The 12,886-nt window shown below is 70.3% G+C and carries 12 protein-coding genes; 5 read left to right on the top strand and 7 right to left on the bottom strand.

The genetic code is table 11. The annotated features are described in order from the left end of the window. Nucleotides 1–870 (bottom strand): Gfo/Idh/MocA family protein (locus ACFTZL_RS29530; RefSeq protein ID WP_382588657.1); only part of this gene is annotated, 870 nt, incomplete at its 3' end. Nucleotides 871–1,074: 204 nt separating this feature from the next. On the opposite strand from ACFTZL_RS29530, the gene helR reads away from it, so the two are divergent. After that, nucleotides 1,075–3,276 carry an RNA polymerase recycling motor ATPase HelR gene (gene helR / locus ACFTZL_RS29535; protein WP_382588659.1) on the top strand — a complete coding sequence of 734 codons (2,202 nt, stop codon included), beginning with the start codon at nt 1,075–1,077 and terminating at the stop codon, nt 3,274–3,276. Here helR and ACFTZL_RS29540 read toward each other — a convergent pair. The 4 genes from ACFTZL_RS29540 to ACFTZL_RS29555 are packed head-to-tail and all read right to left on the bottom strand — an operon-like array spanning nt 3,236 to nt 7,545. Further along, nucleotides 3,236–4,105, bottom strand: coding sequence for a sugar phosphate isomerase/epimerase family protein (locus ACFTZL_RS29540; protein ID WP_382588661.1), 870 nt, complete (start codon nt 4,103–4,105; stop codon nt 3,236–3,238). The two genes, helR and ACFTZL_RS29540, sit on opposite strands and share 41 nt — an antisense overlap. Continuing rightward, entirely contained in the window at nt 4,102–5,124 is a 1,023-nt protein-coding gene (locus ACFTZL_RS29545) for a Gfo/Idh/MocA family protein (RefSeq protein WP_382588663.1), read from the bottom strand. Before ACFTZL_RS29545 ends, ACFTZL_RS29540 begins: the two co-directional genes overlap by 4 nt. Before the next feature lie 21 nt (nt 5,125–5,145). Then, nucleotides 5,146–6,585 carry a sugar porter family MFS transporter gene (locus tag ACFTZL_RS29550; protein ID WP_382588665.1) on the bottom strand — a complete coding sequence of 480 codons (1,440 nt, stop codon included), beginning with the start codon at nt 6,583–6,585 and terminating at the stop codon, nt 5,146–5,148. Nucleotides 6,586–6,594: 9 nt separating this feature from the next. Further along, complete coding sequence (locus tag ACFTZL_RS29555) at nt 6,595–7,545, bottom strand: TIM barrel protein (protein WP_382588667.1); 951 nt, start codon at nt 7,543–7,545, stop codon at nt 6,595–6,597. A gap of 228 nt (nt 7,546–7,773) precedes the next feature. Here ACFTZL_RS29555 and ACFTZL_RS29560 point away from each other — a divergent pair, with 228 nt between their 5' ends. Further along, nucleotides 7,774–8,769, top strand: a complete 996-nt coding sequence (locus tag ACFTZL_RS29560) for a LacI family DNA-binding transcriptional regulator (protein WP_382588669.1) — start codon at nt 7,774–7,776, stop codon at nt 8,767–8,769. Nucleotides 8,770–8,871: 102 nt separating this feature from the next. On the opposite strand, the gene ACFTZL_RS29565 is transcribed toward ACFTZL_RS29560, so the two are convergent. After that, nucleotides 8,872–9,396, bottom strand: coding sequence for a GNAT family N-acetyltransferase (locus tag ACFTZL_RS29565; RefSeq protein WP_382588670.1), 525 nt, complete (start codon nt 9,394–9,396; stop codon nt 8,872–8,874). Nucleotides 9,397–9,466: 70 nt separating this feature from the next. Here ACFTZL_RS29565 and ACFTZL_RS29570 point away from each other — a divergent pair, with 70 nt between their 5' ends. The 3 genes from ACFTZL_RS29570 (at nt 9,467) to ACFTZL_RS29580 (ending at nt 11,571) form a co-directional block, all read left to right on the top strand. Further along, nucleotides 9,467–10,447: a helix-turn-helix domain-containing protein gene (locus tag ACFTZL_RS29570; RefSeq protein WP_382588672.1), complete on the top strand. Its 981-nt coding sequence runs from the start codon at nt 9,467–9,469 to the stop codon at nt 10,445–10,447. Between the two features lie 159 nt (nt 10,448–10,606). Continuing rightward, entirely contained in the window at nt 10,607–11,092 is a 486-nt protein-coding gene (locus tag ACFTZL_RS29575; protein WP_382588674.1) for a rhodanese-like domain-containing protein, read from the top strand. Beyond that, on the top strand, nt 11,086–11,571 hold the full coding sequence (locus tag ACFTZL_RS29580; protein WP_382588676.1) for a GNAT family N-acetyltransferase: 486 nt from the start codon (nt 11,086–11,088) through the stop codon (nt 11,569–11,571). The genes ACFTZL_RS29575 and ACFTZL_RS29580 overlap by 7 nt, the downstream gene beginning before the upstream one ends. Nucleotides 11,572–11,602: 31 nt before the next feature. On the opposite strand, the gene ACFTZL_RS29585 is transcribed toward ACFTZL_RS29580, so the two are convergent. Continuing rightward, nucleotides 11,603–12,607, bottom strand: a complete 1,005-nt coding sequence (locus tag ACFTZL_RS29585; protein WP_382588678.1) for a substrate-binding domain-containing protein — start codon at nt 12,605–12,607, stop codon at nt 11,603–11,605. Nucleotides 12,608–12,886: the final 279 nt, after the last annotated feature.

A 12,886-nucleotide genomic window follows, 5' to 3' on the forward strand; every position in this document is an offset into this window, starting at 1 on the left:
GTTCAGCAGGTCCTCGGCCGCCGTGAGGATCTCCGTGACACGGAGGCCGAACGCCGCGTCGCACGCGTGCGGGCGGCCGGTGCGGGCCGCGGTGAGCAGGGCGTCCGCGGCCCGCATCAGGGCGGGGACCGCTCCGTCGGAGCTCTCCGGCAGGACCGCGACCCCGGCCTCTCCCCTCAACTCCAGTGCGGCACCGGCCGCCGCGGGCGGTGCCGTCAGGCTGAGGGTGAGGGTGCTCGACGCGCCACCGGTGTGGTCGAGGACGACATGCACCGTGTCCCCGGGACCGTACGCGGCGGCCGTGACGCGCCGCACGTCGCCGAGCACCGGCAGCAGTACGGACAGGGCGTGCGGCCCGACGTCCCACAGGGCGCCCTTCTCCCGCCGCCACGGCGTCGCGAAGGGGCTCTCGCTGGTGAACACCGCCCCGAGCCACTGCGCCCACCCCGTGAACCAGCCCGGAACTCCAGCCTGCTCGGTGATCCACGCCTGAGGCCCGGGCTGGAAGCGGGTCGTGAAGAACACGACCGAGGCGACCCCCGCCTCCTCCACGGCCTCGACCACGGCCCGCCCCTGCTCCACCGTCGGCGCGAGAGGCTTGTCGAGCAGCAGATGGCACCCGGCCCGCGCCGCACGCGCGGCCAACTCCGCCTGCACCTGGGGAGGCAGCGCCACGGCGACCGCGTCCACGTCGGCGAACAGCTCGTCGACGTCGTCGTACACTGGCACGCCGTGCCGCTCGGCCAACTCCTTCGCGGCCTCGGGGCGGCGTCCCCACACCCCGGCGAAGTCCAGCTTCTCGTGCCGGCTCAGTGCGGGCGCGTGGGCCATCTGCGCCCACGGTCCGGTGCCCAGCAGTCCTGTCCGCATACCGCCGCCTCTCCACGGTGCCTGAACGAAGAGAGTGCCACACGGAATGGACCGGCGACCGGGAGGGCCGCACAACAAGAAAGGCAAGGAGTTCTCTCCTTGCCACTTTCAACTTATAGCGCACAGGGGGTCTTGCGGCAAGGCCCCCATGGTGCCGCAAACTGTCCGGCCTAAGCCCAGGACCTGCGGAAACGGGAGCATGACGTGACCCCCCTGACCAAGAGCGCGTTCGATCTTCCCGAGCGCCTCTCCCACAAGGCCGACCCTGTGCTGATCGCCGGGGACGAGCGGCACTTCGCCGCCGTCGCCGAGTGCCTCGAGCAGTCGATCGCCGAACTGTCCGACCGGCTGGAGGCCGAGCGCAGGGCACCCGGCGGCATGGGCCGGCAGGCGATGGACCGGGACGCGGAGATCCACCGGCTGACCACCCGCCTGCGCACACTGCGCCGCTTCGGACTGGACGTGTGCCTCGGGCACATGGTCGGTGCCGACGACTCCGAGCCCGTGTACGTGGGACGGCTCGGTCTCACGGACAGCCAGGGCCGCCGGCTCCTGGTCGACTGGCGTTCCCCCGCCGCAGAGCCGTTCTTCGGAGCCACCCACGCCGACCCGATGGGCCTGGCCAGCCGCCGCAGGTACCGCTGGACCGGCGGCCGGATCAGCGACTACTGGGACGAGGTGTTCACCGCGGACGGCATCTCCGGGCACGCCGCGCTCGACGACCAGTCCGCCTTCATCGCCAGCCTGGGCACCGACCGCTCGCCCCGGATGCGGGACGTGCTCGGCACCATCCAGGCCGACCAGGACGCCATCATCCGCGCGGGCTCCCGCGGCGCCCTCGTCGTCGACGGCGGCCCGGGCACCGGCAAGACCGTCGTCGCCCTGCACCGCTCCGCCTACCTCCTCTACTCCGACCCCCGTCTCGGGCAGCACCGCCGGGGCGGCGTGCTCTTCGTCGGCCCGCACCGGCCCTACCTGTCCTACGTCTCCGACGTCCTGCCCAGCCTCGGCGAGGAGGGCGTGCAGACCTGCGTCCTGCGGGACCTCGTCGACGAGGGAGCCGCGGCGGGGACCGAGGCCGACCCGGACGTGGCCCGCCTGAAGTCGTCCGCGGACATGGTGAGGGCGATCGAGAAGGCCGTCACGTTCTACGAGGAGCCGCCCACCGAGCCGATGACGGTCACGACCCACTGGTCCGACATCCACCTCGGCGCCCGCGACTGGGCCGTGGCCTTCGCGGCGGCGGAACCCGGCACCCCGCACAACGAGGCCCGCGACCAGGTCTGGGAGGAACTGCTCACGATCCTCCAGGACAAGCACGACGGCGACGCGCCGGCCGGCCTCCTGCGCAAGTCACTGTCGCGGAACAGGGAACTGCTCACGGTCTTCAACCGCGCGTGGCCGCTGCTCGAATCGACCGACCTCGTGTCGGACCTGTGGTCGGTGCCCGCCTACCTGCGGATGTGCGCGCCCTGGCTCAGCCGGGACGAGGTCCGGAAACTGCAGCGCGCGGACGCCCAGGCCTGGACCGTGTCCGACCTGCCCATCCTGGACGCCGCCCGGCAGCGGCTCGGCGACCCGGAGGCGGCCCGGCGGGGGCGCCGGAACAAGGTCGTCCTCGCCGGCCAGCGCGAGCACATGGCGCGGGTCGTCGACACCCTGATCGAGGCCACGGCCAACTCGGGCGCCGACGGTGACGAAGGCGAAGGCCTGGTGTCCATGCTGCGCGGCGAGGACGCCCAGGTCAGCCTGGTCAACGAGGCCGAACTGGCCACCGTCGAGCCGGACGTGCTCGCCGGCCCCTTCGTGCACATCGTCGTGGACGAGGCCCAGGAACTGACCGACGCGGAATGGCAGATGCTGCTGCTGCGCTGCCCGTCCCGGAGCTTCACCATCGTCGGGGACCGCGCCCAGGCCCGGCACGGCTTCACGGAGTCGTGGCGGGAACGGCTCGAGCGGGTCGGGTTCGACCGGATCGACCTCGCCTCGCTGAGCATCAACTACCGCACGCCGGAGGAGATCATGACGGAGGCCGAGCCGGTCATCCGCACCGTGCTCCCCGACGCCAACGTGCCGGCCTCCATCCGCAGCGGCGGCGTCCCCGTCGTCCACGGAGCCGCCGCCGAGCTGGGCTCGATCCTCGACACCTGGCTGGCCGCCCATGCCGACGGGATCGCCTGTGTCATCGGCGATCCCGCGTTCCGGCCCTCTTCGGCACGCGTCCGGTCGCTGACCCCGGAGCTGTCGAAGGGGCTGGAGTTCGACCTGGTCGTCCTGGTCGACCCGGAGGACTTCGGCACCGGCATCGAGGGGGCGGTCGACCGCTATGTCGCGATGACCCGGGCGACCCGGCAGCTCGTCGTCCTCACGAGCCCGCGAGCTCCTTCCGGATGCGGTCCAGCATGAACGCCGACGACTCCCGGGCCCGCTCCTCCCAGGCGAAGACACAGGCCGTGGCGACACCGTCGAATCCCAGCTCGCGCAGCGTGCCGAAGAAGGTGTCCCAGTCGACCTCGCCCTGACCGATGTCGAGGTGCTGATGGATCCGGGCCGGCGTGCCCGGCGGGTTGAGGATGTACCGCAGACCGCTGGAGCCCTTGTGGTCGAAGGAGTCCGCGACATGCACGTGCTGGAGCCTGTCACCGGCGTAGCGCATCATCGCCGCGATGTCCGCCGTCGGGTCGGAGCCCGAGAGATGGAAGGTGTGCGGAGCGCAGTACAGGTAGTTCACCCACGGCTTGTTGATCGCGCGTACGAGATCGACGGCCGGGGTGTTCTCCTCGCAGAAGTCGTCCGGGTGGGCCTCCAGGTTCAGGGCGATGCCCTCCCGTTCGAAGACGGGCAGCAACTCCTCCAGCGAACGCCAGAAGGCGGACTCGCTCTCGGCGGCGCGCTCGGGCCGGCCGTTGAACTCCGAGTTCATCAACGGGCATTCGAGATCCACGGTGATCTCGATCATCCGCTTCCAGTAGCGGACGGCCGTCTGCCGCTCGGTCTCGTCCGGCGAGGACCACTTGTACAGCGGCAGCACCGAGGACAGCCGCACACCGTACCTGCGCAGCGACTCCTTCAGCTCCGTCACCCGCGCGTCGTCCGCCCGCGGGTGCAGGAAGAACGGCATGAAGTCCTCGCGCGGCGACAACTCGATGTATTCGTAGCCGAGTTCGGCGACCGTGCGCACCATCTCGTCGATCGGCAGGGCACGGAACATGTACGGGTCGAGGGCGATCTTCACGCGGTGCCTCCGTAGAACGCGGGGCGGGGCTTGATGTCGACGGTGACGATCTCTCCACCGCCGGCCTCCTGGGACCGTACGGCGGCGTCGGAGATGACGGTGGCGGCGTAACCGTCCCAGGCGGACGGCCCGGTGGGCTCGGTGCCGGCCGCCACGGTGGCGACCCACTCGCGGAACTCCGTGTCGAAGGCCTCCGCGAACCGGTCCTTCCAGTCCTGCAGCACACCCGTGCCGTGCCGGGCCGCGGTGCGGATCCCGACGGCCGCCGGGTCGGGCAGCCGGACCAGGCCGTCCTCGCCCACGACCTCGCACTGGATGTCGTAGCCGTACTGGCAGTTGACGAAGACCTCCAGGTCGATCCGGACGCCCTCGCTCGTCTCGAAGATCATGATCTGCGGGTCCTTCAGGTGACCGAACCGCTTGCTCGTGGCGCGCGGGGTGACCACCTGGGCGGAGACGATCTCGTCGTCGAGCAGCCAGCGCAGCACGTCGATCTCGTGCACGGCCGTGTCCTGCGCGGCCATCGCGGAGTGGTACGACTCCGGGACGGTCGGGTTGCGGTGGGCGCAGTGCACGATCAGCGGGGCCCCGAGCGAACCGGTCGACAGGACCTCCTTCATCTGGCGGTACCCGGCGTCGAAGCGGCGCATGAAGCCGACCTGCACCAGCCGGCGGCCGTGCGCCCGCTCGGCCTCGACGATCCGCAGACAGTCCTCCGCGGTCGTGGCCAGCGGCTTCTCGCAGAACACCGGCTTGCCGGCCGCGATCGCGTTCAGGACGTGCTCGGCGTGGGTCGGCCCCCACGAGGTGACGAGGACGGCGTCCACGTCGGGGGAGGCGATCAGCTCCGCGCCCGTGGGCAGCGCGGTGGCACCGTAGCGGGCCGCCACCTCGGCGGCACGCTCGGTGTCGACATCGGCCACTGCCGTGACAGTGGCCCCGGTGACGACCTCGGTGAGTCGCCGGATGTGGTCCTGGCCGATCATTCCGGCGCCGATGACGCCTACACGTACGGTCATGGAGAACTCCTCGAAAGATGATCAGGAAAAGCGCGTGCGGAGCTCGGCCTCGAGCGATTCGAGGGTGCGGCCCTTGGTCTCGGGGACGTACAGCTTCACGAAGGCGAGGGACAGCAGGCCCGCCACCACGAACAGGAAGAAGGTGTGGGAGATCCCGATCCCGGCGACCAGGGACGGGAAGACAAGACCGATCACGAAGTTGGTCAGCCACAGCACCACGGCCGCGATCCCCATGCCGAAGCCGCGCATCCGCATCGGGAAGATCTCCGACAGCATCAGCCAGGTCACCGGCGAGATCGCGCCCTGCTGGAAGGCGAGGAAGGTGACCGTCATCGCGAGCACCGCGAACGCCCGCGGATCACCGGACGGCAGCACGAGGGAGAACACGCCGATCAGCAACAGGGCCACCGTCGTGCCGAGCTGGCCGGTCATCAGCATCGGCCGGCGGTTGACCCGTCCGAGCAGCCAGATGCCGACGAAGGTGGCCAGCACCGAGATCACACCGTTGGCGATGTTCGCCGTCAGCGCGCTGTCGGCGGCGAAACCGGCGTCGGTGAGGATCTGCGTGCCGTAGTACATGATCGTGTTGACGCCGGTGATCTGCTGCACGATCGCGATGCCGAACCCGATGAACATCAGCTTCCGCACCCACGGTGTGCTCTTGATGTCCTGCCAGCCGCCGAGCTTCTCCCGTTCGTCCTTGACAGCGAGCGCGGAGACCTCCTTCAGCTCGGCCTCGGCCCGGGCCTGCGACCGCACCTGCTTGAGCACCTCGAGGGCCTCGCCGAAACGGCTCTGGGAGGCCAGCCAGCGCGGGCTCTCCGGCATCACCAGCATGCCGAACCAGAGCACCACCGCCGGGAGCGTGGCGATGACCAGCATCCAGCGCCACACACCGCCGGACTCGCCGCCGACCCGCGCGATGATCGCGTTGGACGTGAACGCCAGCAGCTGACCGGAGACGATCATCAGCTCGTTCCGGGTGACGAGAGCGCCGCGCCGCTCGGCGGGCGACACCTCCGCGAGATACACCGGTACGGTCACCGACGCACCGCCGACCGCGAGACCGAGCACGAAGCGCGCCACGATCATCACCTCGGTCGTCGGAGCGAGCGTGCAGCCGAGCGCGCCGACGAAGAACAGCACGGCCAGCAGCAGGATGTTGCGCCGCCTCCCGCGCGCGTCCGACAACCGGCCGCCGGTCACCGCGCCCAGCGCGGCACCCAGCAGCAGTGAGCTGGTGACCATGCCCTCGGTGACCGGGGTCAGGCCGAGGTCGTCGGTCATATAGGGCAGGGCGCCGTTGATGACGCCCGTGTCGTAGCCGAAGAGCAGACCACCGAACGTGGCGATGATGGTGATCATCCGCAGCCGCCGGGAGACCGCCGGCGGGGTCTCGTCCGCGACGCCGGTGGCCGGGGCCGGGTCGGAGGCTGGTGTCGTGTCGTCCCTGACGTCCATGGCCGCTCCTTACCTGTCGATGGCGGGGCGGCGGGTACCCGAAAGACCGCAGCCGGTCAGGTGCTCACGGGTGCTGACCGCGATCGGCAGCGGCACCTCGGGAGCGCACGGGTACAGGTCCTGCTCGACGATCACGAACAACTCGGCGTCGAGCCCGGCCAGTTCACCCACCACATCGACCGGGTTCGGCACTCCGGCGGGCGGCGACACGCACACCCCGCGCTTCACGGCCTCACCGAAGGACAGGTCCTCGGCGGCGACCTGCGCCAGGATCTGCGGATCCATCTGCTTGATGTGCACATAGCCGACCCGCTCGCCGAACCGGCGGATCAGATCGAGGTTGTCCCCACCGCTGTACGCCACATGCCCTGTGTCCAGGCACAGGTTGGTGTAGCGGCTGTCGGACTCGTTCAGCAGCCGCTCGATCTCCGGCTGCGTCTGGATGTGACTGTCGGCGTGCGGATGGACGACCAGCCGCACGTCGTACTCCTCCAGCAGCAGCCTGCCCAGCCGGTCGGCGGCCCGGCCGAACCCGGCCCACTGCTCGGCGGTCAGCTCGGGCGACTCGGCGAACGCACCCGTCTTCTCGTCTCGGTACATGGGCGGAATGAACACCAGATGGTGCGCCCCGGCGGCCGCGGTCAGCGCGGCGACCCGCCGGACATGGGTGAGCATCTCGTCCCATGCCTCGGGCCGGTGGAGCGCGCCGAACGCGGTACCGCCGGAGACCTTCAGACCCCGGGCGTCCAGCTCGGCCCTCAGCCGCTGCGGATCGGTGGGCAGATAGCCGTACGGGCCGAGCTCCAGCCACTCGTAGCCGGCCTGGACCAGCTCGTCGAGGAAACGGCTGTACGACACCTGGTGCTCGTCCTCGGGGAACCACACCCCCCAGGAGTCGGGGGCGGAGCCGAGGCACAGGTTGCCGACGGTGGTACGGAGAGGAACTGGCGCCGTTGCCATGGTCAGTGTCCTTGAGGGGAGAGGGGGAGGGTGTCTGAGCGGTGTGACGCGCGCTACTAGCGCGCTCTAGTCGAGTACGATGACCCCTGTCCAAATGTCATGTCAATAGGTTGTTGCTGGGAGATTGCGGGGCCCCATGGCCGCCTCCCCGCGCGGGACACCCCGTAAGGTGGGCGCCGTCGGAGGGTGGGTTCACAGGTGGATGCATCGGGCAGGCAGCGGCCCACGATGGCGGATGTCGCCGAGAAGGCGGGCGTCTCCCGCGCGCTCGTCTCGATCATCTTCCGCAACCAGGCGGGAGCCGGCCGGGAGACTCGGGAGCGGGTCCTGCGCGTGGCCGACGAGATCGGTTACCGGCCCGACAGCGCGGCCCGGCTGCTGGCCCGTGGCCGCAGCCGCACGCTCGGCGTGATGTTCGCCGTGCACCAGACCTTCCACACGGATCTCATCACCGGCATCTATCCCGAGGCCGAGCGGCTCGGGTACGACGTCCTGCTCTCCGGCTCCACCCAGGGGCGCAGCGAGGCCAAGGCGGTCGAGGCACTGCTCAGCCACCGCTGCGAGGCGGTGATCCTGCTCGGCCCGGACGCCCAGCCCGGCTATCTCGGCGAGCTCGGGCAGCGCACGGTCACGGTCTCGGTCAGCCGCCGCGTGCCCCAGGCCCATGTCGACTTCGTCCATTCCGCCGAGGGCAAGGGCGTCCGGCAGGCCATGGACCATCTCGTGGAACTGGGGCACCGCCGGATCGTGCACATCGACGGCGGACGCGGTCCCGGTTCGGCGGAGCGGCGGCGTGCCTACCGTGCCGCGATGCGCCGCCACGGGCTGGAGGACCGGGCACGGGTGATTCCCGGCCATCACACCGAGGAGTCCGGTGTCGAGACCGGCCGTCTGCTCCTGGCCGAGCGCGACAGCGGGCGTCCGTTGCCGACGGCGGTGCTCGCCGGTAACGACCGCTGCGCGATGGGTCTGCTGATGTCCCTCACCCGGGCGGGCATCGAGGTCCCGCGCGATCTGTCCGTCGTCGGTTACGACGACAGCCACCTCTCCCACCTGATGCCGATCGGCCTGACCACGGTCCGCCAGGACGCGGTCCTGATGGCCGAGCACGCCGTCCGCTTCGCCGTCGAGCGGCTGGAGAACGGAGAACTGCAGCCGCGTGAGGCGGTGCTGGATCCGAAGCTGGTGATCCGGGGGACGAGCGGCCCGGCACCGGCGCAGTAGCCGAGCGGCCCACGGACTCGTCGCTCATGGGGGAGAGTTGAGGAACCGGACCACGCTGCTGAGACACGCGAGGTTGATCTGGCTCGGCGCGGGCGTCTCCGTTTACTGGTCCGACGACAACTCGAACACCCGTACTCGCCGCCCGCAGGTGGGATTGACGGTCTCACGGACCGGATGCATCCCCAGTTTGGTCATGATCCGTTCGGACGCGTCGTTGCCCACTTGAGCGATGCTGACGATCCGCTCCAGCCCTCGCTCTTCGAACGCGAACCGTACAGCGGCCGCAGCGGCCTCGGTGGCCAAGCCCTGCCCCCAGTGGGAACGTCCCAGCCGCCAGCCGACCTCGACCGCCGGCAGTACCTCCGGCAAGAAGTGGGGCACCGAAAGGCCGGTGAACCCGGCCAACTCGCCAGTGGACCGGATCTCCACGGCGAACAGGCCGAAGCCCTGTGACTCCCACTCGCTCTCCCATGCCTGGACCCCGCAGCGAGTCTGCTGTTCGTCACGGACGCTGCCGTCACGGATCCACCGCATGACCTCGGGGTCGGCATTGACGGCAGCCATGGGCGCAACGTCTTCCTCGCGCCAGCGACGCAGGATCAAACGGGGAGTCTCAAGCGTGACCATCCCATCATTCTGGATCACAAATGGCTCGCCGCCATCATGGCTGGATCTTGGTGATCATTAAGATGCAGCCATGACGAAGACGCATGTGGTGGCTGTACTGGCCTTCGACGGAATGGCGCCCTTCGAACTGGGCGTGGTGGTGGAGGTCTTCGGCCTGTCCCGGCCTGAGCTGGGAGACCTGCCCTGGTACGAGCTGCGGGTGTGCGCCGAGGAACCCGGCCGGGATCTGCGGGCGGTCGGCGGGTTCACGCTGCGCGCCGAGTACGGGCTCGATGCGCTGGCCGCGGCGGACACGGTGATCGTGCCGGGGGTGGCCGAGGCCGGGGCGGAGGTCTCGCCCGCCCTGGTGGAGGCGCTGCTGCGGGCCCATGCGCGGGGGGCGCGCCTGGTGTCGATCTGCTCGGGGGCGTTCGCGCTGGCCGCGACCGGCCTGCTGGACGGCCGGCGCGCCACCACCCACTGGCGCTATGCCCGCGCGCTTGCCGAACGGCATCCCGGGATCGAGGTCGACCCCGATGTGCTGTACGTCGACAACGGCGATGTCTTCACCAGCGCGGGCAGCGCGGCCGGTATCGACCTGTGCCTCTACCTGGTCCGGGCTGATCACGGTGCGGCCGTCGCCAACGCGGTGGCGCGCCGCTTCGTCGTTCCGCCGCACCGCGAGGGCGGGCAGGCCCAGTTCATCGAGGCGGCGGTGGGAGAGATCGGCCCCGAGGACGACGGCGTCACGCGGAGCATGAACTGGGCGCTGCGTCATCTGCACACACCTCTGTCCGTGCCCGCCCTGGCCCGGGCCGCGTGCATGTCGGAACGCTCGTACTTGAGGCACTTCACCCGCCGCAACGGCGTGAGCCCCATGCGCTGGGTCATCGCCCAGCGGGTGGCTGTCAGCCTGCCACTGCTCGAGTCCGGCGAGGGCACCGTGGACGAGGTCGCCGCCGCGGTCGGCTTCGACAGCACCGCGACGTACCGGCACCACTTCACACGCCAGATGCGTACGACGCCGACGGCCTACCGCAAGACGTTCACCCGCGTCCCCGCGCATCCGTGAGGGCAACTCCGTACGACTGGCGGAATCTTGGCGACTCAAGGCGTCTACGCCACTCGTGAGGCGGGCCCAGCGATCAGAGGATGGAGCCGTCGTCGGCCGGGGAAACCCGGCACGGCCCACCGGACCCCGTCCCGACCAGCAGGAACAAGAGGTACTCCCATGCCTGGCACCGCTTCCGCCGAGATCACCAGCGCCGTCCTGAGCGTGCCCGCCGCCGCCCCGGCCGAGGCCGCCGCCCACTACGCCGCCCGTCTCGCCTTCGAGGCGGATGTCTCCGACGTCCACGCCGATCTGGCATCCGGATCACCCGGCGTCGTGGTGGTCGACACCCGCAGCAATGCCGCCTGGGACCAGGGGCACATCCCCGGTGCCCTCCACATCCCCACCGCACAGATCGCCGACCTGGCACCGCAACTGATCGACCCGGCCCAGACCGTGGTCACCTACTGCTGGGGCCCCGGCTGCAACGGCGCGACCCGCGCGGCGCTGGCCTTCGCCCGCCTCGGCCACCCGGTCAAGGAAATGCTCGGCGGCTTCGAGTACTGGGCACGCGAGGGCTTCGCCTACGACTCCGCCACCGGTGCCGAGCAGCGCCCTGTCGACGACCTGACCGCCCCGCGCTCGGGCATCTCCTGCGCATGCTGAAGGACGCCGCACGGCCGGGCGACCTGGTCCGTCCGGCCACCGCGGCCGACCTGCCGGCGATAGCCCACCTGTGCGCCGCCCACGCTGCCTTCGAGCGCGCCGAACCCGTGCCCGCTGATCTCGCCACGCGCTTGGAGCCCGTGCTGTTCTCGGCACATCCGAGAGCATGGTGCCTCGTAGTCGACCACGGAGGCGAACTGGTCGGATACGCCACCTACTCCCGGGAGTTCTCCACCTGGCAGGCAACCGACTACATCCACCTGGACTGCCTGTTCGTCACCGAACCCCACCGAGGAGAGGGCTGGGGGCACGCCCTGCTCAACGCCGTGAGGGCCGCGGCAGCAGCCTGCGGCGCCGCACAAATAGAGTGGCAGACGCCCGACTGGAACACCGACGCCATCCGCTTCTACCACCGCGCGGGGGCCCGAGCCGGGCCCAAGGTCAGATTCTCACTCCCCGCTCGCCCAGCGGAAAACTGACCCGAGCGCCTGGGGGGGGGCGATACCCGCCCTAGCGGGTCCCCTTCTTCGCGAACTCCGCGATGGTGTCGGCGTTGTCCTTCGTGATGAACGCCGGCCCCGTGAGTACGGGAGCCGTGTCGCCGCCGCTGAAGTTGCCGTTCGTCCTGTACAGCCACAGCGCGTCGACGGCGAGGTAGCCCTGGAGGTAGGGCTGCTGGTCGACGGCGAACTCGATGTCGCCCCTCTGGACGGAGGCGACGAGGTCCTTGTTGAGGTCGAAGGTGGCGACCTCGGCCTCGCTGCCCGCGTCCTGCACCGACTGCACGGCGGTCAGGGCGATCGGGGCGCCGAGCGTGACCACCTGGTCGATGGTGGAGTCCTTCTGGAGCTTGGCGGTCAGGGTCGACTTCACGGAGGGCATGTCGGTGCCGTTGACGTACAGGTTCTCCGTCGTGCCCTTGAAGCCCTTCTCCAGGCCGGCGCAGCGTGCCTCCAGCGCGACCTGGCCCTGCTCCTGGATCACGCAGACGGCGTGTTTGGCGCCGAGCTGGTTGAGGCGCTCCCCGAAGGCCTGGCCGGCGATGTTCTCGTCCTGGCCGAAGTACTCGAGCATGCCGAGTTCCTTCCAGTCGTCCAGGCCGGAGTTGAAGCCGACGACGGGGATGCCGGCCGCCTTGGCCTTGGCCACCGCACCCTTCATGGCGTCGGGCTTGGCCGCGGTGAGCGCGATGCCGTCGACCTTCTGGTCGATGGCGTTCTGCACCAGGTTGGCCTGGTTACCCGCGACCGGGTCGCTGGAGTAGACGAGCTTGATGTTGTCCTTCGCGGCAGCGGCCTGCGCGCCCTTGCGGATCAGGTCCCAGAAGGTGTCGCCGGGCGCCGCGTGGGTGACCATGGCGACGGTCATCCGCGGGGTGGTGGCCTTGCCCGCCGCGGTGTCGGTGCCGCCGGTCTTGGACTGCTTCCCGCCGGAGCCGCTGGAGCAGCCGGCGGCGAGCAGCGCGCCCACGAGGGCGGCGGCGGTCAGGGCTGGGGGTCTGTGGTGTCTGCGCATGTCGGGTGCACCTCACTGTGCGGGGAGAGGGTGCCGCGCCCGTCCGGGGAGGCGGGTGGTGGATGGATGCTCGGGGCGGCGCTGGAGCGCGTTACTAGCGCGCTCTAGTGGCAGGAACTATGCGGCTGCCTTCTGGGGATGTCAACAGCTTTGTCAGGACGTACCAACAAAACGAACGGCGGGTGTGCGCAGACTCGTGCGGCCCGCGGCGCACAGCAGAGCCGCCCGTGCGCGCCGGCCTGGGGGCGGCGTGCGCGGGCGGCCCGGTGCGGACGGTCC

It is taken from the genome of Streptomyces sp. NPDC056948, from assembly GCF_042674225.1.
Lineage (GTDB): Bacteria > Actinomycetota > Actinomycetes > Streptomycetales > Streptomycetaceae > Streptomyces > Streptomyces purpurascens.